Below are 19,754 nucleotides of genomic sequence, written 5' to 3'. Positions count from 1 at the left end.
GCCTCCCTATCTCCGCCCTCTGCCCCGCGCCCCCGCGGCGGGGGGGGGGGGGGGGGGGGGGGGGGGGGGGGGGGGGGGGGGCCCCCGGGGCCCCGGGGGGGGGCGGCTGGCTTCCGTTCTCTCCCCCCGCCCCGCCCCCACCCTCCCCACCCACCCACTCCGACGCAGCATGGCCCCACGCTGGCGCAGGCGCATGCACCTGCGCAGGAACCGGACGCCGGACGCCGGACGCAGGAACCGGACGCAGGGCGCCGGACGCAGGACGCCGATGCGGATGCGGACGCGGACGCGGTCTGCTCCCCCAACGCAGCACCGACGCCGTTGCCGCTCCCGTCAGTTCGTCCGCCCAGTTCGCCCGTCCAGTTCGTCCGTTCCGTTCGTCCGCCCAGTTCGCCCGTCCAGTTCGTCCGTTCCGTTCGTCCGTTCAGATCGCCCGCCACGCGACAGTGCCCCGTTCCTGGAGCGGAGCGGGGCACCGGGTGCGCGGGGACGACGGCGTCGGTCGGTCGTCGGTGTGCGGTCTACCAGTCGCCCTTCGACGACGAGGAACCGCTGAACCTGCGTACCAGGTAGATCACTCCGGCGATCAGCGCCACCGCTATCAGGATCTTGAACAGCAGGCTGATCAGGAAGCCGACCGCGCTGGCGATCAGACCGCCGAAGACGACGAGCAGGATCACGGGCACCACGACCCAGGTGACCCACCACGGAAGCCCTGCGAGTATCCCCTTACCAGCCACTTCTCTGCCCTGCTTTCTCTGTCTCTTGCGGTCCCCGGCCGTCCCGCGCGCTCTGCCGCGCTCTCCGGCCGTCGCCGCGCCGATGCCGGTGCGGTTCCGTACCGACTGCCGTGTGCGGTTGCCCTGTGCGGTCGCCGTGCCGTCGGCTGCGGCCCGCTCCCCTACCACCACGATGCTAGGGTTCCGCGGCTCGCTGTGGGGGCTTGGGATCCCCGGCGCTCCCCTGAGCTGTCCCCTACGGGTTCGGGGGTGCGACCCTCAGCTCTCGGGCGGAGAGAAGACCACCATGACCCTCAGGTCCTCACTGATGTGATGGAACTTGTGCGGCACTCCGGCCGGTACGTACACCACGCTGCCACGCGCCACGGACTGCGTCTCCGAGCCGACGGTGATCGCCGCCCGGCCGCTCACCACGAGATACACCTCGTCCTGGGCATGCGGCTGTTGCGGGTCCGCGCTGCCTGCGTCGAGTGCGTACAGCCCGACCGACATGTTGCGTTCCCGGAGGAACTGCAGATACGCACCGTCGTTCGCGGCCCGCTCCGCTTCCAGCTCTTCCAGTCTGAAAGCCTTCAAGTCGTTCGCACCCCTCAATGATTCGGACTCGTCTGCGACGATCTCACCATGAAGAATTTTCTGGTCAAGACGATCGCCAACGCCGCGGCGCTTGCCGTGGCCGTCTGGTTGCTGGAACCGGACATCTCACTGACGGGACACAACACCGGCCGCAAGGCACTGACGTTGATCCTCGTCGCGCTGATCTTCGGGTTGGTCAACTTCATCGTCAAACCCGTGGTGAAACTGCTGTCCTTCCCGCTGTTCATCCTCACCCTCGGATTGATCACCCTCGTCATCAACGCGCTGATGCTGTTGCTGACATCGTGGCTCGCCGGCACCGTGAATCTCGCCTTCCATGTGGACGGATTCTGGACCGCGGTACTGGGTGGCGTGATCATCTCGATCGTCTCCTGGGCGATGCACGTCCTGCTGCCCGACGAGGACTGACCGGGAACACCACCACCGTGAACCCCGTATTCCGCGTCTGCTTCGTCTGTACCGGCAACATCTGCCGCTCGCCGATGGCCGAGTCCGTCTTCCGCGCCCACATCGCGGACGCCGGGCTCGGCGGCCTGGTCGAGATCGGCAGCGCGGGCACCGACGGCTGGCACGAAGGGGACGGCGCCGATCCGCGTACCGTCTCCGTCCTCACGTCGGCCGGCTACCCCATCGCGCACCGGGCACGGCAGTTCACCGCCTCCTGGTTCGCCGGACTCGACCTGGTCATCGCGCTGGACAGCGGGCACCTGCGCACGCTGCGCCGGCTCGCACCCGGCCCGGACGACGCCGCCAAGGTCCGCCTGCTGGGCTCGTATCAGGACGCCGACGGGCCGTGGCGGGAACGCGACGTGCCCGACCCCTACTACGGCGGGCACGACGGCTTCGAGGAATGCCTGGCGATGATCGAGGCGGCGACCGACGGCCTCCTGGAGGCGGTGCGTGCCGCCCTCGCCGCCGAGGGGCACGTCCCGCTCCACTCACCGCACCACCCGCAGAAGAAGGAGGACGCATGACGGGCGACGGCACACGCGTCGTACGGGCCGGGCTCCCGGAGCCCGAGGCGTACGAACCTGCCCTCCCCGGGCCGGTCTTCGCGGCTCACTTCCACCTCCCGGGCGACGCCGAAGGCCCCTACACCTACGGCCGGGTGTCCAACCCGACGTGGACCCGCCTGGAGACGGCCATCGGCGAGCTGGAGTCGCCTGACGAGCCCGCGCACACGGTGGCGTTCGCCTCCGGGATGGCCGCGATCACCGCCGTCCTCTTCTCCCAACTGCGCGCGGGCGACGCGGTGGTGCTCCCCAACGACGGGTACCAGCTGCTGCCCGCCGTCCGCACCCGCCTGGAGAGCTACGGCATCGAGGTCCGTACCGCGCCGACCGCGCACGACGCCCAACTCGGCGTGCTGGACGGCGCCCGGCTGCTGTGGCTGGAAACCCCCTCCAACCCCGGCCTTGACGTCTGTGACATCCGGCGGCTGGCCGCTGCCGCGCACGAACGTGGCGCCCTGGTGGCCGTCGACAACACCCTCGCCACCCCGCTCGGCCAGCGCCCGCTCGACCTGGGCGCCGACTTCTCCGTGGCCAGCGGCACCAAGGCGCTCACCGGCCACGGCGACGTCCTGCTCGGCTACGTCTGCACCCGCGACGCGGCCCTGGCCGACGGCGTGCAGCTGTGGCGCAAGACGGTCGGCGCCATTCCGGGGCCGATGGAGAGCTGGCTCGCGCACCGTTCGCTGGCCACCCTCTCGCTGCGGGTCAGACAGCAGGCGGTGGGCGCCCTGGCGCTCGCCGAAGCGCTGAGCGAGCGGGACGACGTCACCGGGCTGCGCCACCCCGGCCAGCCGTCCGACCCCTCGCACACCCGCGCCGCGGCCCAGATGCGTCCCGGCCACTTCGGCTGCGTGGTCTCCTTCACGCTGCCGGACAAGGAGCACGCGGAACGGTTCCTGGCGGCGCTGACGCTGGTCGACGACGCGACCAGCTTCGGAGGCGTGCGGTCCACGGCCGAGCGGCGTGCACGCTGGGGCGGCGACGCCGTCCCGGAGGGCTTCATCCGCTTCTCGGTGGGTGTCGAGGACCCCGACGACCTGATCGCGGACGTCCGGCAGGCCCTGGACGCGGCGCAGCGCGGGGCCTGAAGCGCCCGGCGCGCGGGCGGAATGGTGGCTACCGGTAGGCGGGCCGTTGCGGGCAGCGGTGCCGCGGCGGCGGGTTTCGCGGGGCCGTCACTGCGGCATCTGTCCCGTATGACGGTTCGGCCAGTCGTGAAACGCACCGCCCGCGCGATTCTGCTCGACGGCGCGGACCTCGTTCTGATCAAGCGCACCAAGCCGGGCCGTGCCCCCTACTGGATCACTCCGGGCGGCGGGGTGGAGCCCGGGGACGCGACCGTCATCGACGCACTCCACCGCGAGTTGGACGAGGAACTGGGCGCCAAGGTGACGGACGTCGTCCCGGTCTTCGTCGACACCGTCGAGCACCTCAGCGAGGGCGGCGTGGACGGCGTGAAGGTGCAGCACTTCTTCGTCTGCCGGCTGGACGCGATGGATCCGTCCCGGCGGCACGGCCCCGAGGTCGACGAGCCGTGCGGCGACTACGAGATCGTGCGGGTGCCGTTCACCCGCGTCGGGATCGCCTCCGTCGAGGTCGTACCGCTGTCGCTGCGGCACTACCTGGACGGCAACATCGAGGGCGTACGGGCGATGCACGCGCCCGACCTGGGCTGAAGCCCGGCGGGGGACCTCAGCGGTCGGCGGCGCCCAGCCTGCCGCCCTCGGCGAACCAGCCGCGGAAGCCGATGTCGTCCGCGGGACTGCGCTGCCGCGCCCGCGCCAGCACCCGCTCGACCTCCATCCGGAACCCGTCGTTCAGCTCCTCGACGATCCCGTCGGCTGCCCGGTGGCGACCGGCCGCCCGGCCCTCGTGCAGCGGGGCTTCGGCCTGCTCCGCGCGCCGGAACGGTGCCCGCCCTGCCGCATCGGCGGCGGCGCCGAAGAAGTCACCGCCCTTGCGCTTGTTGTCGTCGGTGCCCCAGTCCCGCGCGCTGCGCCCCTGCGCCGGCACCTTCTGAAGGTGCGGAATGTGCTTGGCGCAGTGGATGTACGCCTCCTCGACCTCGACCGTCACCCACAGCTGGGCCCGCCGCCCGGGGACCGGGTCGGCGGGCAGCCACGGGTACAGCTGCCGGATCTCCGCGTCCAGCGCCACCCGCGCCCGGCCGTTGATGTGCAGGCCGATGCGGTCACGCAGGAAGTCGACCATCAGGATGCCGAGCTGCGGGTTCTCGGAAAGGTTGCCGACCGATGCCATCACGCCGTTGCCACGGTACTCGGGGTAGGCGAGCGTGCGGTCGTCCAGCACCTGGACGAAGCCCGGCGGGCCGGCCCGGAACGACGAGTCGCAGGCGCCGTGCCGGTCGGACGTGGCCAGGAACAGCATCTCCTGGCGTGCCACGAACTCCTGCATGCGCTGGTTGAGATGGTCGAGCACCTGATCCGAGTAGAACCGGTCGGCGCGCTCGGTGGTGCCGAGGCGCTGCTGGACCAGGTGCTCGCCGTCGCTGCCCGGACGTGCGTGCCGCATGTCCCGTCCCTCTCCTGACCAGCTGTTTCCGCCCTGTACTGCCAAGACCTCAATCACCCGCCGCGACCAGCTCGTCAAGGGAGTCGTGCCGTATCCGGTCGGACGGAATACCGACCCCCACCAGGGCGTCGACACCGCTGCGGATCAGTCCGGGCGGCCCCGACAGGTAGGCGTCGACCTCGTCCCACGGGCCGTACCGTCTGACGGCGTCCGGGAGTTCGCCGCTGACGCCGTTCGAACGGCCGCCGGACGCGCCGCTGGCGACGACCGGGCGGACCGAGAGCCAGGGGTGGGCCTGCTCCAGGTCCAGCATGGTGTCGATGTCGTAGAGGTCGTGGTCGCTGCGGGCGCCGTAGAAGACCTCGACGGGGCGCCGGGCGCCGTGCGTGGCGACGTCCTCGACCAGCGCCTTGATGGGGGCGATGCCGGTGCCGCCGCCCACGCACAGCAGTCCGTTGCTGGTGCTGTGGTCGACGGTCATCGAACCGGCGGGGCCGCCGAGGCGCAGGATGTCGCCGGGACGGGCGCGGTGCACCAGCGCGTTGGAGACCCAGCCGGCCGGAACCGCCTTGACGTGGAAGGAGAGCAGCCCGTCGGAACGGGGCGCCGACGCGAAGGAGTAGTGCCGCCACACCCGGGGCCACCAGGGAGTTTCCAGGCTGGTGTACTGCCCGGCGAGGAACGGGTACGGCTGGTCGGGGCGGACCGTCACCACCGCGATCTCGGCCGTCCGCCGTTCGTGCGAGACCACCTCGGCCTGCCACCAGGCGGGCGCGACCGCTTCGTTCTCGGCCGCCGCGTCGATCATGATCTGCGAGATCGCGGTGTACGCGCGGACCCACGCGGCCTCCGCATCCGGGCCCCAACTCGACGTCGCATAGCGCGAAAGCGCGCCGAGCAGGCACTCGCCGACCGCCGGGTAGTGCTCGGGCCGGGTGCCGTATTTGCGGTGGCCGCGGCCGAGATGGGAGAGGTAGGCGGTGAGCCGCTCGCGGTCGTCGACGTTCTGGGCGGCCGTCAGCAACGCCTTGAACAGCCGGTCACGCTGGGTGTCCATCGCGGCGGGGAACAGCACCCGCAGCTCCGGGTGCTGCACGAAGAGCATCGCGTAGAAGTACGAGGTGACCTTGTCGGCCACCGGCTCGATCTCGGCCATGGTGCGCCGGATGAGGATCGCGTCGGGGGACGCGTCGGCGTCGGGAACCGCCTTGACGGCAGGGGCCGCCGTGGCGTCAGGGACCACCTTGACGTCAGGTACCGCTTTGGCGTCAGGGACTGCGGGGACCATGGAGGCTGCGGCAGCGGCCTGGGGTGCGGGGGCCGCAGGGGCCGTGGGAGCCGCGGGGGCCGTGGGAGCCGCGGCGGCCGTGGGAGCCGCGGCGGCCGGGCGCTGTGCGAAGGCGGAGAAGGTTGCGGGCGCCGGGGCGGGAGCCGGTGCGGGAGCAGGCGGCGGCGGGACCTCGCGGGCGGCGGGGGTGCCGACGGGCCGTATCGGGTTCACCGGCCGGCTGGGTATCCGCTCCTGCTGCGGCGCGGGTATCTGCTCCGGAACGCGGCCGGAGTGCGGACCTTCGTACGCGTCGCGGACCGCCGGGCCGTCATGGGCCGCCGGTGTGCCGTGGCCGCCGTCGCCGTACGCGTCCCGCGGGCCGGACTCCCGGGCCGCGGGACGGCCGTCCTCGTGGCCCGGGAGTCCGGCGTCCGCGCCGTCCCGTCTCTCCGGCAGTTCTTCGGAGGACTTTTTCGACGGAGTGAACCAACCCCAGTCGCCACTGCTGCCGCCGGAGGAGCCGTTATCGGCCGTCGCGGTGGTCGGAGCGTCCATGGTTTGCCTCGCCTCGAACGTCTTTCGTTTGTCGTCGCACTTCCACTGACCGGAACGTGCCTTGAATTCCCCCACCCTGCCCCGGAATTCTTCAACGACTCAAGTCATTCCGGCAATGCCCGGCAACGCGGACAAAACTCACATCCCAATAATGCAACCGGGAACCGCCTGTTCAGCATGGTTCTCCGGTTCCTCGCAACGGACACCCGTACAAAGTCCGGCCCACGGAAGACACTTCGCCGCCCGACCGGCCCCGCATTGCCCGCGCCTCGCGGGTACGCGCGCCCTCGGACCGCCGGACCGACTCGACCATACCGGCAGTAGTTGAAACCACAAGTCCCTGATCCGGGGGCGATCCACGCCCCGTTCGCCCGTTCTTCACACGGCACATCCGATAACAGTGACCCTTACCACAGAGGGGCAATTCGGCTCATTCGGAAGGCAAATCCGCTGCGGAATCCAGCAATTACCCATTGGTAACCACCAGTTCGTACGCCTCCCTGAGATCACGCCCCGCGTACGCGGCGGATGCCAGCTCGCTGACGTGGTGATCGGCATTCACCGCCACCGAGACCGGGACCGCGGCGAACAGCGCGGTGTCCGACATGGAGTCGCCGTACGCCACGCAGTCGGCCCTGGTCAGGCCGTACCGGACGCAGAGTTCATCGGCGATGCCGACCTTCGCGGCAGCGGAGAGGATGCCGTCGGGCCGCACCCGCTCCCGGATCGGCACAGCCGGCCAGCGCGAACCACGCGCCACGTCGGCGCCCCAGTCCAGCAGCCGTTCGACGAAAAAGCCCGGCGACAGCGAAATCACCGCGCAGCGCTCGCCGCGCGCCCGGATGTCGGCCCACACCTCGCGGATGCCGGCCAGCCACGGCGCCCCCTCGAACGCGGCGGCCACCTGCGCCTCCGTCAGCTCCGCCGCCCACAGGTCGCAGGCCCGCTGCGCGAACTGCGGCGGCGTCAGCTCACCCGCCGCGAAACCGCGCTCCAACTCGGCGATCTCCCGGTCGAGACCGAGCTGCCGGGAGATCTCGACGGCGGCGGCCGAGCCGTGCAGCAAGGTCCCGTCCATATCGAACAGATGCAGCTTTCCCATGGGCCGGAGCCTAGGGCGTGCCGCTGAAGCCGGTAACCGGGTCCGCCGAAGTCCCTGGTGGCACGCCCCCGGGGCGTACTCGCCACCGCGTATCCGCGGATACTCCCGGCGGCAGATGCCCCGCGGGGCACGGCCCGCGATCGTGGCGGGTATGCAGCAGCTCAGCCGGCCCGCCCGCCGGGCCGTCCTCGTCGTCCATGTCGCCGTGTCCGTCGGCTGGCTGGGACTCACCGTCGGCCTGCTGGCGCTCGGCGTCACCGGATTCACCACGGGTTCGCCGGGGACGACGGCCGCCGCCTACCGGGCCATGAAGATCTTTGCGGACTGGCTGGTCATCCCCGTCGCGCTGATCGCCCTGCTCAGCGGCCTCGTGCTGTCCCTGGGGACGCCGTGGGGGCTGGCCAGGCACCGCTGGGTCGTCACCAAGTTCTGGCTGACGCTCGCCACCACGCTGCTGTCGGCCTTCGCACTCCGCCCGGAGATCGGCCGGCTCGCGGCCGATGCGGTGGCCGGGCGCCCGACCGACGGGCTCGGTCTCGTCATCGCACCGTCGGTGGCGACCGCCACCTACCTCTTCGTCACGGCGATCTCGGTGCTCAAGCCGTGGGGCCGCACCCGGCGCGGCAGCCGGACGCGGCCCGCACGCGGTCACGCGGCGGCGCGGGACACCCCCGCGCCGGCCGCCGAGTGACGCTGCGGGCCGCCGGGCCGGGCCGCGCGTGCCCCCGTCAGGACCGCGCCGCCGGAACCGGAGCCTCCGCCACCGTCCCGGTGGACGTACCGGCGGTGTCCGTGGCCGCCGCGGCGCCGCCGCCGGAGGCCACGACCGTGCCGCGGCCCGCCGTACGCCGCTCCAGGACGGAGGCGAGGACGGCCACACCCAGCGCCGCCACGGTCATCACCGCGCCGACCCAGTTGGGTGCGGTGTAGCCGAGACCGGCCGAGATGACCAGGCCGCCCAGCCAGGCGGCCAGCGCGTTGCCGAAGTTGAAGGCGGCGATGTTGCCCGCGGAGGCGAGGGTGGGAGCCGAAGCGGCCTGGTCCATCACCCGCTTCTGCAGCGGCGGTACGGTCGCGAACCCGAAGGCGCCGATCAGCGCGATGGAGACGGTGGCCGCCACCTTGTTGTGCGCGGTGAAGGTGAACGCGGCCAGCACCAGCGCCAGGCCCGCCAGCGACACGTACAGCATCGGCATCATCGCCCGGTCGGTGAAGCGGCCTGACACCAGGTTCCCGGCGACCATGCCGATGCCGAAGACGGCCGTCAGCCAGACGACGGACGACGGCGCAAAGCCGGTGACCTCGGTCATCATCGACGCGAGGTAGGTGACGGCGGCGAAGACGCCGCCGAAGCCGAGGACCGTCATCAGCATCGCGAGGCCGACCTGCGGATTCCGGAAGACCGCCAGCTCGCTGCCGATCCGGGCCGCCGCCTTGGCGCGCTGCGCCGGTATCAGCTTGAGGATGCCCAGCAGGCCGATCACGCCGAGCGCGGCGATGCCGAAGAAGGTGGTGCGCCAGCCGAACTGCTGGCTGATCATGGTGCCGGCCGGCACACCCACCACATTGGCCACGGTCAGGCCGCTGAACATCAGCGAGATCGCGGCGGCCCGCTTGCCGGGGGCGACCAGATCGGCGGCGACCAGCGCCCCGATCCCGAAGAACGCGCCGTGCGCGAAGGCGGCCACGATCCGGCCGGCCAGCAGCACGCCGAAGACCGGCGCCAACGCGGTGAGCACGTTGCCCACCACGAACAGGCCCATCAGCAACGTGAGCATCTGCTTACGCGTGAACCGCGTGCCCAGGAGGGTCATCAGCGGAGCGCCGACGACCACGCCCAGGGCGTAGACGGTGGTCGCGTAGCCGGCGAGCGGAATGGAGACGCCGAAGTCGGCCGCCATGTCGGGCAGCAGGCCCATGACCGCGAACTCGGTCGTTCCGATCCCGAAGGCACCGATGGCGAGAGCCAGGAGTGCGAGAGGCATGACGGATCCCTTCGGATGGTGCGTCATCGATGGCGTGTGTCATGGAGGGCGTGCGTCATTGATTGCGCACCGCCCTTACGTGCGTCCACATTAATTGCAGACGCACTTACTTGCAAGTATCGTATATTTCATCTGTGGCCTACCCTGGTGCATACGCCCCCGAGGAGGTCTTCGATGACGCAGCAGACGCACGAGACACCGCAGGCAGCACAGGTCCCGCAGGCGACACCCGCCGCCGCAACCGGCTGCCCGCCGGCTCCCTCGCGCGGGCTCGCCCAGGGCTGGTGCGCGCTCTCCGCCCTGCACGGCCGCATCGAGTCGCACATCGAGCGCGCCCTCCAGGCAGGTCACGACCTCAGCGTCCGCGAGTTCTCGGTGCTCAACGTCCTCAGCGAGCAGCACGACGGACCGGGCGGCCACCTGCGGATGCACCAGGTCGCCGACTCCGTCGTGCTCAGCCAGAGCGCCACCACCCGCCTGGTCACCCGGCTCGAAGCGCGCGGACTGCTCTCGCGCTACCTCTGCGTCGACGACCGCCGCGGCATCTACACCGACGTCACGGCCGACGGCCTCACGCTGCTCGCCGAGGCCAGGCCGACGCACGACACCGCCCTGTGCGAGGCGCTCCAGGCAGCGGCGAAGCGACCGGAGTTGGCCCCCCTGGTGAAGGCCGTCGAGACGCTCGTCCCGTCCGCGTAACGGCGGGCGCGGGCCCGTGCGCGTGGGCGGCCGAGACCCGCGAGGCGGACCAGGGCGGGACCGCCGGAAGAGCCACGTCCGGGGCCCCGCCACCACCGCTCTCCTACGCCCCGTCAGCCCCGGCCGCCACTCGCCCGTGCCCCATCGACCCCACCAGCCGCGCCACGCCTCGCACGCACCGCATAAGGTCCCGCCCATGAGCGATATCGAGATACGCCGCGCCGCCGCGACCGACCTCCACGACATCGTGGCGCTGCTGGCCGACGACCCGCTGGGCGCCACCCGCGAGTCCCCGGACGACCTGACCCCGTACCGCGCCGCCTACGAAGTGCTGGCCGCCGACCCGCACCAGCACCTGGTCGTCGCGGTCCGCGAGGGCCGCGTCGTCGGCACCCTCCAACTCACCGTCATCCCCGGCCTCTCCCGCCGCGGCGCGACCCGCTCGATCATCGAAGGCGTCCGCGTCCACGCCGACGAGCGGGGCAACGGCCTGGGCACCCAGCTCATCGAGTGGGCCGTCGCCACCTCCCGCACCCTCGGCTGCCACCTCGTCCAGCTCACCTCGGACGCGACCCGCATCGACGCCCACCGCTTCTACGAGCGGCTCGGCTTCGAGGCGTCCCACCTGGGATTCAAGCTCCAGCTCTGACCCCGCCCGGAGCGCCGCCGCCGGAACCCGCGCGCCGGGCGCGGTACGCCTTCTGCCGGCAGGCGCCGCCACAGAAGCGCGCAGGCCGGCCGGTGCGCGCCGCCACGACCTGCGCACCGCACACCTCACACCCCGTTTCGTTACGATCCCCGGCGGCATCCGGCAGTTTCGTCACAGCGCGGACGGCCCGCAGCCCGTCACACATCAGCGCCGCCATCCGCCCCTGAGCGTCTTCGGACCCCGCCGCGCGCAGCCGCCCCTGCTCCATCGACACGCACCCGGCCAGCAGCGACCTGACGTCGTCCCCCGTCACGTCCTGCCGTACGGCACCTGCCTCTTGGGCCCGTGCCAGCAAGGCGTCCAGCGCCCCGACGAAGTCCCGCCCGGCCGCCGACCGCGCGCCACAACCGCCATCGGCCACCCCGGCGAGCGCCTCACACAGCGCCTTGCTGCCCGCGGCCAGCCGGACCACCGAGCCCAGGAAACGGAAGAACACCTCGCCGGGATCCTCGACATCGACCAAGTCCCTTGCGGTGTCGGCGAAGAGCCCGATCCGCTCCTCGACCACGGCGTCGAACAGGGCTTCCTTGGAACGGAAATGACGGTGAACGGTCCCGGCTCCGACCCCGGCACGACACGCGATCTCCTCGACCGAGGCCGCCAACCCCCGTTCGGCAAAGGCGAATCGGGCCGCCTGGAGCACCAGCGCACGATTACGCCTGGCGTCCGCACGAGGCGCCGCCGCACCTCCGCCCACCGTCCACTCCGTCACCCACGACCTCCCGAAAATGCGGCACGCACCTGTCCTGCGCACCCCGATTTTAAACGGGTCAGTCATTCCGTTTTTGATCGAGGTGCAAAACACGCCTGGCGCCAGCTCTGCGACCGGGCCGCCGGGCGACGGAGAAGCGGGAGCGGGAGCGGGAGCGGAGAAAGAGTGGGCGTAGGAGAGGGAGAGGAGCGGGAGCGGAGAGCTGAGGAGAGCTGAAGGAGCGGAAGGGCTGAGGGCACGCGTGCGCTACTGGTGGGGCGTCGCGGGCCGGGCAGCCGTCCGCGCGGCGCCATCCCCACCTACCCAGCCGCCACCCACGTCAACTCCCATGGAACACAGGGAAGTTGGCGGCAGGGCGGGCAAGCCCACGGGGCGCGGGCCGCGGGTCGCGGGTCGCGGGTCGCGGGTCGCGGAAGGGACAAGGCACGGTCGATCGTCGTTCCCGGCGGGCCCGGTCGGCCGGAGAACGGCTATTTCGCACATGTCAAAGGGGTGGGGCCGTGTTTCACGTGAAACACGGCCCCACCCCTTTGGCCCTGCCGACCGCGCTCCCGGTCGGCGGCGTTCTCAGCCGGCGACGGTTTCCGCCCACGCCGCGGCAGCCGCGTCCGCCGCGTCACCCGCGGCGGTCTCCGCGCCCAGCGCCCGCATCGCCTCGGCGAGGGCCGCCAGCGAAGCCAGCACCACGCCGCGATCCGCGGCCCGTCCGTAGTGATTCACCCGGATCATTTCCTGGGCCGGCCCGCCCGCGGCGGCCAGCAGCGGAACCGAGCCGTCGACGGCGAGCGCCGCGGACACGACGTCACCCGCGTCCAGACCGGCCGGCACGCGCAGCGTCGTCGCCGCGGGAGCCGCGTCCTCGTCCCGGATCACGTACGGGGTGAGCCCGCCGAGCGCCCGCACACCGGCGCGGACCGCGGCAGCCGCCGCACGGTGCCGGGTGATGGCCGCGTCCAGCCCTTCCGCCTCGACACGGTCGACCGCCTGCTCCAGGGCCAGCATCTCCAACTGCGCCGGAGCGTGCGGCAGCGCGGTACGGCCACCGTCGATCCAGCGCTGCTTCCAGTCCAGCAGCGAGAGGTACGAGCGCCGCGGCGCCTGCTCATTGGCGGCGATGCGCTCCCAGGCGCGGGCGCTGACCGACACCGCCGAGACACCCGCAGGGCCGGCCAGCGCCTTCTGCCCGCCGATCACGCACAGGTCCACTCCCCACTCGTCGGTGAGCAGCGGCTCGGCGCCCACCGACGCGACCGCGTCCAGCATCAGCAGCGCGCCGTGCTCCCGCACCACCCGGCCGATCTCGGCGACCGGGTTGGTGTTGCCGGTCGCCGCCTCGGCGTGCACCAGGCTGACGAAGTCGATCGCCGGATGCTCCCGCAGCGCGTCGGCCACCTGCTGCGGGTCGACGGCCCCGGTGAACGGCGCGGTGAGGGTCACGACCTCCGCGCCGCAGGACCGCAGCCAGCCGCCGAAGGTCTCGCCGTACGGACCGGTGATGATGTTGAGCGCCGTGCTGCCGGGCCGTACCGCCGAGCGGATGCATGCCTCCAGCGGCAGCAGCGCCTCGCCCTGGGTCGCCACCACATCGCAGCGGGTGCGCATCAGCGCGGCGACCTTGTCCTCGATCCGTGCGAAGTGGGCTGCGTCGAGCGGCGGCAGATCGAGCAGGACCGGGGCATCAGAATTCGCAGTCACGGCAGTCACAATGGCCTTCCAGCGGTAGCGAGCCGCGCGGTGGGGCGGCTCCTGATATCTGGCACGACTGTACGTCCGCGCCCACCGCCGCCGCCCTACGGCCCCGGCTGCCACGGACCTGCCCCGCCCGGCCGTTCAGACCCGGCCCGGCCGGTCAGACCCGCCAGCCCTCCGGGTCCACCCCGCCCGGCACCGGCCCCGCCGGATCGTACGGTCCCCGGGTGAGGACGAACGTCCCGAGGTCGAGATGGCTGACCGTGCCGTCCGCCGCCCGCACCACGCGCAGCGTCTCCCCGGCGTAGTAGCCGTCCAGGCCGGTCCAGGTGCCGTCGGCCTCCGCACGGAACCGCGAGGCCCGCCCGGTACCGGTCAACGGCGTCAGATCCAGGGCGCGTTCGGCCAGCAGCCGCAGCGCGAACGGCTTGGCGCCCCAGTACCAGGGCCCGGTGAGCGCCAGCAGCGCTTCGTCCGGCGGTCCCGGCAGCGGACGCCACGGAGCCGGAATCCGCGGTTCGCGGTCGGCCACGATCTCCAGCAGGTCGGCGGCGATCCCGCCGATCGCCGGGCCCGAGGTGCAGTTGGCCAGGGCGATCCCGGCGAGGTCCTCCTCGGGGTCGAGCCAGAGGGACGCCAGAAATCCGGGCATCGAGCCGGTGTGCCCCGCCAACACGCGGCCACCGGACCGCTGTCCCGCACCGGGCAGCGGACCGCGCCGCACGAGCTGGATCCCCAGGCCGTAGCCCCCTTCCCAGCCCTCGTCCTCGGGCGGCACGGCGGGCGTCCGCATCTCGGCGACCCCCGCCGCGGACAGCACCCGGTCGTCACCGCGCAGCAGGAACGCGGCCCACCGGCACAGATCGTCCACCGTGGACCACAACTGTCCCGCCGGCCCCATGAGGCCGGTGTCCTGGGCCGGTTCGGGAAGCAGCACATCGGCCCACGGATGCACCGCCCAGCCCTGCGTGTGCGGCGGCACCGGCAGGACCGTCGTACGGGACATGCCCAGCGGCTCCAGCACCTCGCGCCGCAGCACCTCGTCCCACGGCCGGCCGTCCCGAAGCCGTTCGACGAGCGCGCCCAGCACGGCGTAGCCGAGGTTCGAGTAGTGGTGCCGCCGGCCTGCCGGGAGGCGCTGCGGGCGGTCCCCGAACAGGTCGGAAGGCTCCGGCCGCAGCGTGCCCGCGGTCCGCTCCCACCACGGCCCGCGCGGCTCGGCCGCCAGTCCGGAGCTGTGCGCGAGCAGCTGCGCGACCGTGGCGTCCGGCACCGGAGTGCCGTCCAGATGCCTGCCGGCCGGATCGTCCAGGCAGAGCCGCCCCTCGTCCCGCAACCGCATGACCAGCACCGCGACGAAGGTCTTGGTGAGCGACCCGATCCGGTACTGCACCGCGCCGCACGACTCCGCATCGCCGACGGGATCCCCGCCCGCGTCCGGCCCGCCCGCGTCCGGCCCGTCCACGGCCGACGACCTGACCTCCGCCCACACCTGCCGCCCGTCGCGCACCACCGCCCCGGTCATCGACGGCGCCCGGCCGTCGGCCTGCCCGACCGCGAGCCGCCGCAGCAGCGCCCGCCGCGTCCCGGGCAGCAGACCGGGCACGGAATCGGATACGGGCTCGGGCCGGGGCTCGGCGGGCCCATCGGACGGTGCGGTGGTCATGGCGCTCCTTGACGGCCGATCAGCTCAGCAACGGGCTGCTACCCGCCGCCGATCACTCTCCCCCGACGACCGGCATGACGCCAGTGCCCCACCGGCGACTGCCGTCCCACCTGATACGTCCGAGCGGTGCGGCGGGAGGTGCGCCTCGTTCCCGGCCGTCACATCGGACCGATCGGCACGCTTCCCCGGGTTCCAACGGGACGTGCCCCGGGGCGAGTTCGGCATCTATCCGGAACGCGCATGCACCCCTGCCCACCGCGGGTTCACCCCTCCCCGCCATCCGCCCCCTCCTCAGCGGCGCAGGTGGCACCGCCGTCCTCCCGCACCGGCATCACCAGCGTGCTGAAACTGCCCTGATCCGCGGAGCGGACCACGACGGGCTGCCCCGCCGAGGCGATCTCCAGGAGCACGTCGGGCCCCACTCCGGCCTCCAACGCGGGCATCAGAACCGCCGGATCGAAGGCGACCCGCACCGCAGGACCGGTACGAATACCCCGAAGCCGGACAGCTTCCCGGCCCCCTCCCGCGGCAATCACCACCTGGTCGGCCCCCACGCCGCCGTCCGAACCGCTCTCCCGCCCGCCGCCATCGGCACCCTCCACGGCGAGGGACACGGCACCGTGCCGGCCGGCCACCGCCTCCCGCAGCGCACCCCGGTCGAGGATCAGCCGATGCCGGCCGGCTTCCAGCGCCGCCAGCATCAACCGGTAGTCAGGGAACCCCTCGGCGTCACCGCCGACCACCCGCAGGTCACCGGACCCCGTCCACCCCGCGCCGGAGCACTCCCCGCTCCGCAGCCGCACGCCGTGCCCGTCCGCCTCGATCTCCACGGTCACCTGCCGGAGCGCCCAGTCGGCCATGTCCCGCACCTCGTCCGCGCCGATCAGCACCCGGTGCGGACCGCCCGCGCTCTCCTGCGACCGCAGCACCCGCAACGCGAGCCGGTAGCGGTCCGTGGCGACCAACCGCACCTCGTCATCGGCCAGTTCGAGCAGCACACCGCCCAGCACCGGGAACTCCTCACGCGCCGCCCCGCCCGCCGCGGCGGGCGCCACCTGCCGTACGGCACTGGCGAGTTCCGCGCCGCACACCCGCGCCCGCGCCCGGCCCCCGTCATCCGGCGCCTCCCGCAGAAAGCCCTCCACCACGGCCCGCGCCTCGTCCGCGGTACGCAGCGTCCGCTCCAGGTACTGACGCAGCACGCCCCGCGCCGCGCTCTCCGGCCCGTCCAGCACCACCGGTACGTCCACCAGCGGCAGTCCCGCCTCCCGCAACCGCCGCAGCCGGACGGCCCGCGGCACCTGCTCCGCCGCGTAATACCGGTAGCCGCTGACCTCGTCCACCCGGGCGGGCCGCAGCACCCCGCAGTCGTCGTAGAAACGCAGCGCGCTCGGCGCAAGCCCCACCCGGCGCGCGAACGCGCCGATGCTCAGCAGCTCTTCGGTGTCGTCCATGTCCTCGATGGTGGGCCTTCGAGCAAGGTGAAGGTCAAAGCCGCCCGGCCGCCTCCGGTACCGCAGCTTCCCGGCCGTCTCCGAAGGGATCCGCGCTGCCGCGCGGACGCCGGGTCACACCCGCTGTTCGGCCAGGTCCAGCCAGTGCTCCACATCAGCCGGGCCGAAGTGCCTGATGGCCCAGTCGGCCATACGAAGGCTCATGTGGGCCCATGCGGGACGCAGCACGTCCTCCGGAAGCGCATCGAGAACAGCGTCGAGGCGCTGCACCACCCCAGGGCCCGGTTCCTTCGCGTGGAGGCCGAAGCGCAGGGTGACCAGGTCGAATCGACGGTCACCGCGGGCGGCACCGTCCCAGTCGACGACTCCGGTGATCGATCCTTCGGCCGCCAGCAGGTTGCCTGGCTGGAAGTCCATGTGCACGGCGTCCTGACCTGCCAACCGGCCAGGGAAGTCGGCGCCGACAGCGGCGATGCGGCGTTCGAGCGCGGCACTGCGCCGGTTGTGCTGACGCAACGGCTCGTGCAGGCAGTACCCCGCGCCGTCCGCACGCAGATGCAGCTCCACCGCCGGAACGCCGGGGCGGTCGGCCAGCCGGCCCGCCTGCAACCGGTTGAGTGCGAGCGCCTGCTCCAGGAAGCGCTGGTCGAAGCGGTCGATCTCGGTGCCGGGCAGCAGCTCTTGCACCATGACCACGGCGTGGCCGACCTGGGCGATCAACTCCGTGGCCGGCGCCGGACAGCCGGCCGACCGCAGCGCGTCGACGACCGCGAGCGGCCCGGCCCGCAGGTCGGCCACCAGGCTGTGCGGTCGCCACTTGAGAACGGACCGGCCGCCGTCGGGCCCGCGCACATACGCCGCCCCGACCTGCCCTCCGGGACACGGACCGTCCAGCTCCAGCCGGACGCCGGTCCGGGCACGAAGGGCCGCCACCATCCTGACGGCATCGAGCCGCTCGGCACGCGCCCAGCCCTGCGGAGAAGTCACCGGCCCGAGTATCGCAGTTGCGGCAACGGGACAAGGAGAACCGGGACCGGGCGCCCGTACCTCCAAGCCGAGGTCCGAAAGGTCGGCCGCGACTGCCTACCCGGCGGCCTTCGCCGCGTCGGCGGCCCTCGGCACGGACAACTCGGCAGCGCCCGACGGCGTGCGGTAGGCGCGGAGGGAGGCGTTGGCCGCGGCCACCACCGCGACCACCAAGGTGGCGGACAGGCCGCCGACGACCAGGGAGAAGGGGGCCGAGGTGGCCGACGCCAGCAACCCGCCCCGGAAATTGCCGAGTTCGGGGCCCGCGACACCGATGACGTGCTCCACGGATGAGACCCGCCCCCGGTACGCGTCCGGGGTCTCCAGCTGGACCAGGGCGCTGCGGGTGACCACCGAGACGGTGTCGGCGGCACCGGCCACGGCCAGGCAGCCGAGCGCCGGCCACAGCGGCCCGGCCAGTCCGAAGCCGGCCAGCGCCAGGCCCCAGACACCGGCCGCGACCAGCTGGACCAGGCCGCTGCGGCGCCAGCGCGTCACGGTGCCGGAGAGCAGGCCGGCGGTGATCCCCCCGACCGCGACGGCCGAGAGGAACAGGCCGAGTGTCTGCGGGTTGCCGTCGAAACGGACCTCGTTGACCAGCGGAAAGAGCGCGATCGGCATGGCGAGCAGCGTCGCGGACAGGTCGGTGGCCATCGAGCCCCACAGCGTCGGACGGCGCAGCACGATCCGCCAGCCGCCGCGCTCCGGCCGTCGCCCGGCGCCCTCGGGCCTCATGGCCGGGAGGCGGACCACCCCGAGCACGGCGACCGCGACGGCCACGGCCTGCGCGGCGTAAGCGGCGGACACGCCCCAGCGGGCGATGACCAGCCCGGCCAGCGCGGGCCCGGCCAGCATCGCCGCCTGGAAGGAGACGTTGGTCAACGCGAGCCCGGCCGCGACCTGGCCGGTCGGCAGCAGCCGGACCGGAAAGGTGCGCCGGGCGGGCGCGCCGAGCGCCCCGCACGCGCTCCCCATGGCGACCAGGGCAAGCAGCAACAGCACATTCCGGTTGTCCATCAGCGCCTGGGCACACAGCCCCGCGGCGGCCAGCAGCTGGCCCGCGGTGGTGGCCCGCACCACCGCACGGCGGTCGACGGCGTCCGCCAACGTGCCGCCGAGCAGCCCGAACAGCACCATCGGCAGGCCGGTGGCGAGCCCGATGGCGCCGGTCCCCACCGGACTGCCGGTCAGATCCCAGACCTGGGCCAGCACCGCCACCGTGGCGATCTGCCCACCGAGTTGGGAGGCCGAGGTGCCGATCCACAGATCACGGAACGGCCGGCTGCTGCGTAAGGGGCGGGTGTCGAGGAAGCGGACGCGCCCCCTCATCGCGGTGGTTCAACGAGGTGGTCGAGGACCCGCTGCCGCATCGACCGGTGTGCCAGCGCCCGTCGCAGCTCCTCGACGACGCCGGTCAGCGCGTGCGGGACCTCGCCGTCCAGCTCGGCGACCGTCGCGTGCGTGGCGCGCCACTCGGCCTCCAGGAACGGCACCAGCGACCGGCCGCGCTCGGTCAGATCGATCCGCCGGGTGCGGGCGTCGGGCCCCGGCTCGGAGGTGACCAGACCCTCCTTGCGCATGGCGGCGACGGTCTGGCTGATCGCGGAGTGCGAGCGGTTCAGGGACTGTGCCAGCTCACGGATGGTCAGGGGACCGGTGTGGGCGAGCCGGATCAGCGGATAGGCGAACCGCGGTCGCACCCCTTCGATGCCGCGCGCGACGTAGACCTGCTCGATCTCGGCGTCCATGGCGGCCAGCAGCTCGTGCAGCGACTGCCAGGGATCGGGCAGCGCCGTGGGATCGGAAGATGTCACAGCGCTAATATAACAGCGCTGCGATAATTGGTCAGGGGCCTCGGCCTGCGGCTTTCCGTGCATGACAGACCGGACGGGGGGGGGGGGGGGGGGGCCGGCCGGCCGCGGGCGGGGGGGGGGGGGCGGGGGGGTGGGGGGGGGGGGGCGGCCCCGCGCCCCGGCGCCCCACGAGGGCGCCCGCGGCCCGGAAG

At 72.7% G+C, this 19,754-nt stretch carries 20 protein-coding genes; 7 read left to right on the top strand and 13 right to left on the bottom strand.

Features of this window, described 5'->3' with window-relative positions; translation table 11 throughout:
* Positions 1 to 521 precede the first annotated feature (521 nt).
* Both ACIBK8_RS35265 and ACIBK8_RS35260 read right to left on the bottom strand, forming a co-directional pair.
* Positions 522 to 740, bottom strand: a complete 219-nt coding sequence (locus ACIBK8_RS35265; protein ID WP_393684467.1) for a DUF5326 family protein — start codon at positions 738 to 740, stop codon at positions 522 to 524.
* A 258-nt stretch (positions 741 to 998) separates the two neighbouring features.
* Entirely contained in the window at positions 999 to 1,316 is a 318-nt protein-coding gene (locus tag ACIBK8_RS35260; protein WP_399046718.1) for a cupin domain-containing protein, read from the bottom strand.
* 48 nt (positions 1,317 to 1,364) lie between these two features.
* On the opposite strand from ACIBK8_RS35260, the gene ACIBK8_RS35255 reads away from it, so the two are divergent.
* The 4 genes from ACIBK8_RS35255 to ACIBK8_RS35240 all read left to right on the top strand — a co-directional run bounded on the left by ACIBK8_RS35255 (position 1,365) and on the right by ACIBK8_RS35240 (position 4,026).
* Positions 1,365 to 1,745, top strand: a complete 381-nt coding sequence (locus ACIBK8_RS35255) for a phage holin family protein (RefSeq protein ID WP_399046716.1) — start codon at positions 1,365 to 1,367, stop codon at positions 1,743 to 1,745.
* 17 nt (positions 1,746 to 1,762) lie between these two features.
* Positions 1,763 to 2,311 carry a low molecular weight protein-tyrosine-phosphatase gene (locus ACIBK8_RS35250; protein WP_399046715.1) on the top strand — a complete coding sequence of 183 codons (549 nt, stop codon included), beginning with the start codon at positions 1,763 to 1,765 and terminating at the stop codon, positions 2,309 to 2,311.
* Positions 2,308 to 3,438: a cystathionine gamma-lyase gene (locus ACIBK8_RS35245; protein ID WP_399046713.1), complete on the top strand. Its 1,131-nt coding sequence runs from the start codon at positions 2,308 to 2,310 to the stop codon at positions 3,436 to 3,438. Before ACIBK8_RS35250 ends, ACIBK8_RS35245 begins: the two co-directional genes overlap by 4 nt.
* A gap of 108 nt (positions 3,439 to 3,546) precedes the next feature.
* Complete coding sequence (locus ACIBK8_RS35240) at positions 3,547 to 4,026, top strand: NUDIX domain-containing protein (RefSeq protein ID WP_393684459.1); 480 nt, start codon at positions 3,547 to 3,549, stop codon at positions 4,024 to 4,026.
* 16 nt (positions 4,027 to 4,042) lie between these two features.
* Here the strand turns inward: ACIBK8_RS35240 and ACIBK8_RS35235 are convergent, their stop codons facing one another.
* From ACIBK8_RS35235 to ACIBK8_RS35225, 3 genes are all read right to left on the bottom strand, one after another.
* Positions 4,043 to 4,882 (bottom strand): pyridoxamine 5'-phosphate oxidase family protein, encoded by an 840-nt coding sequence (locus tag ACIBK8_RS35235; protein WP_399046711.1) that lies wholly within the window; start codon positions 4,880 to 4,882, stop codon positions 4,043 to 4,045.
* A gap of 49 nt (positions 4,883 to 4,931) precedes the next feature.
* A complete protein-coding gene (locus tag ACIBK8_RS35230; RefSeq protein ID WP_399046710.1) occupies positions 4,932 to 6,707 on the bottom strand; it encodes a globin domain-containing protein in 1,776 nt (591 codons plus the stop codon).
* A gap of 466 nt (positions 6,708 to 7,173) precedes the next feature.
* A complete protein-coding gene (locus ACIBK8_RS35225; RefSeq protein ID WP_399046708.1) occupies positions 7,174 to 7,809 on the bottom strand; it encodes an HAD family hydrolase in 636 nt (211 codons plus the stop codon).
* A 151-nt stretch (positions 7,810 to 7,960) separates the two neighbouring features.
* Between ACIBK8_RS35225 and ACIBK8_RS35220 the strand changes: the two genes are divergently transcribed.
* Positions 7,961 to 8,500: a DUF2269 domain-containing protein gene (locus tag ACIBK8_RS35220; RefSeq protein ID WP_399046707.1), complete on the top strand. Its 540-nt coding sequence runs from the start codon at positions 7,961 to 7,963 to the stop codon at positions 8,498 to 8,500.
* A gap of 37 nt (positions 8,501 to 8,537) precedes the next feature.
* Here ACIBK8_RS35220 and ACIBK8_RS35215 read toward each other — a convergent pair whose 3' ends face one another.
* On the bottom strand, positions 8,538 to 9,794 hold the full coding sequence (locus ACIBK8_RS35215) for an MFS transporter (protein WP_399046706.1): 1,257 nt from the start codon (positions 9,792 to 9,794) through the stop codon (positions 8,538 to 8,540).
* Between the two features lie 174 nt (positions 9,795 to 9,968).
* Between ACIBK8_RS35215 and ACIBK8_RS35210 the strand changes: the two genes are divergently transcribed.
* Positions 9,969 to 10,493, top strand: a complete 525-nt coding sequence (locus ACIBK8_RS35210; RefSeq protein WP_399046705.1) for a MarR family winged helix-turn-helix transcriptional regulator — start codon at positions 9,969 to 9,971, stop codon at positions 10,491 to 10,493.
* Between the two features lie 196 nt (positions 10,494 to 10,689).
* A complete protein-coding gene (locus ACIBK8_RS35205; protein WP_399046704.1) occupies positions 10,690 to 11,142 on the top strand; it encodes a GNAT family N-acetyltransferase in 453 nt (150 codons plus the stop codon).
* Here ACIBK8_RS35205 and ACIBK8_RS35200 read toward each other — a convergent pair.
* From ACIBK8_RS35200 to ACIBK8_RS35170, 7 genes are all read right to left on the bottom strand, one after another.
* On the bottom strand, positions 11,126 to 11,845 hold the full coding sequence (locus tag ACIBK8_RS35200) for a TetR/AcrR family transcriptional regulator (protein ID WP_399046703.1): 720 nt from the start codon (positions 11,843 to 11,845) through the stop codon (positions 11,126 to 11,128). The genes ACIBK8_RS35205 and ACIBK8_RS35200 overlap by 17 nt on opposite strands.
* A 636-nt stretch (positions 11,846 to 12,481) precedes the next feature.
* Positions 12,482 to 13,618, bottom strand: a complete 1,137-nt coding sequence (locus ACIBK8_RS35195; protein ID WP_399046702.1) for a pyridoxal-phosphate-dependent aminotransferase family protein — start codon at positions 13,616 to 13,618, stop codon at positions 12,482 to 12,484.
* A 145-nt stretch (positions 13,619 to 13,763) separates the two neighbouring features.
* Positions 13,764 to 15,269, bottom strand: coding sequence for a serine hydrolase domain-containing protein (locus tag ACIBK8_RS35190; protein WP_399046701.1), 1,506 nt, complete (start codon positions 15,267 to 15,269; stop codon positions 13,764 to 13,766).
* 263 nt (positions 15,270 to 15,532) lie between these two features.
* Positions 15,533 to 16,723, bottom strand: a complete 1,191-nt coding sequence (locus tag ACIBK8_RS35185) for a MerR family transcriptional regulator (protein ID WP_399046700.1) — start codon at positions 16,721 to 16,723, stop codon at positions 15,533 to 15,535.
* Positions 16,724 to 16,837: 114 nt separating this feature from the next.
* On the bottom strand, positions 16,838 to 17,710 hold the full coding sequence (locus ACIBK8_RS35180) for a phosphotransferase (protein WP_399046699.1): 873 nt from the start codon (positions 17,708 to 17,710) through the stop codon (positions 16,838 to 16,840).
* A 96-nt stretch (positions 17,711 to 17,806) separates the two neighbouring features.
* Complete coding sequence (locus ACIBK8_RS35175; protein WP_399046698.1) at positions 17,807 to 19,078, bottom strand: MFS transporter; 1,272 nt, start codon at positions 19,076 to 19,078, stop codon at positions 17,807 to 17,809.
* On the bottom strand, positions 19,075 to 19,563 hold the full coding sequence (locus ACIBK8_RS35170; RefSeq protein ID WP_399046697.1) for a MarR family winged helix-turn-helix transcriptional regulator: 489 nt from the start codon (positions 19,561 to 19,563) through the stop codon (positions 19,075 to 19,077). Before ACIBK8_RS35170 ends, ACIBK8_RS35175 begins: the two co-directional genes overlap by 4 nt.
* Positions 19,564 to 19,754 lie beyond the last annotated feature (191 nt).

This window comes from Streptomyces sp. NPDC050161 (assembly GCF_044460025.1).
Classification (GTDB): Bacteria; Actinomycetota; Actinomycetes; order Streptomycetales; family Streptomycetaceae; genus Streptomyces.
This window is presented reverse-complemented; position numbering and strand designations above follow the sequence as displayed.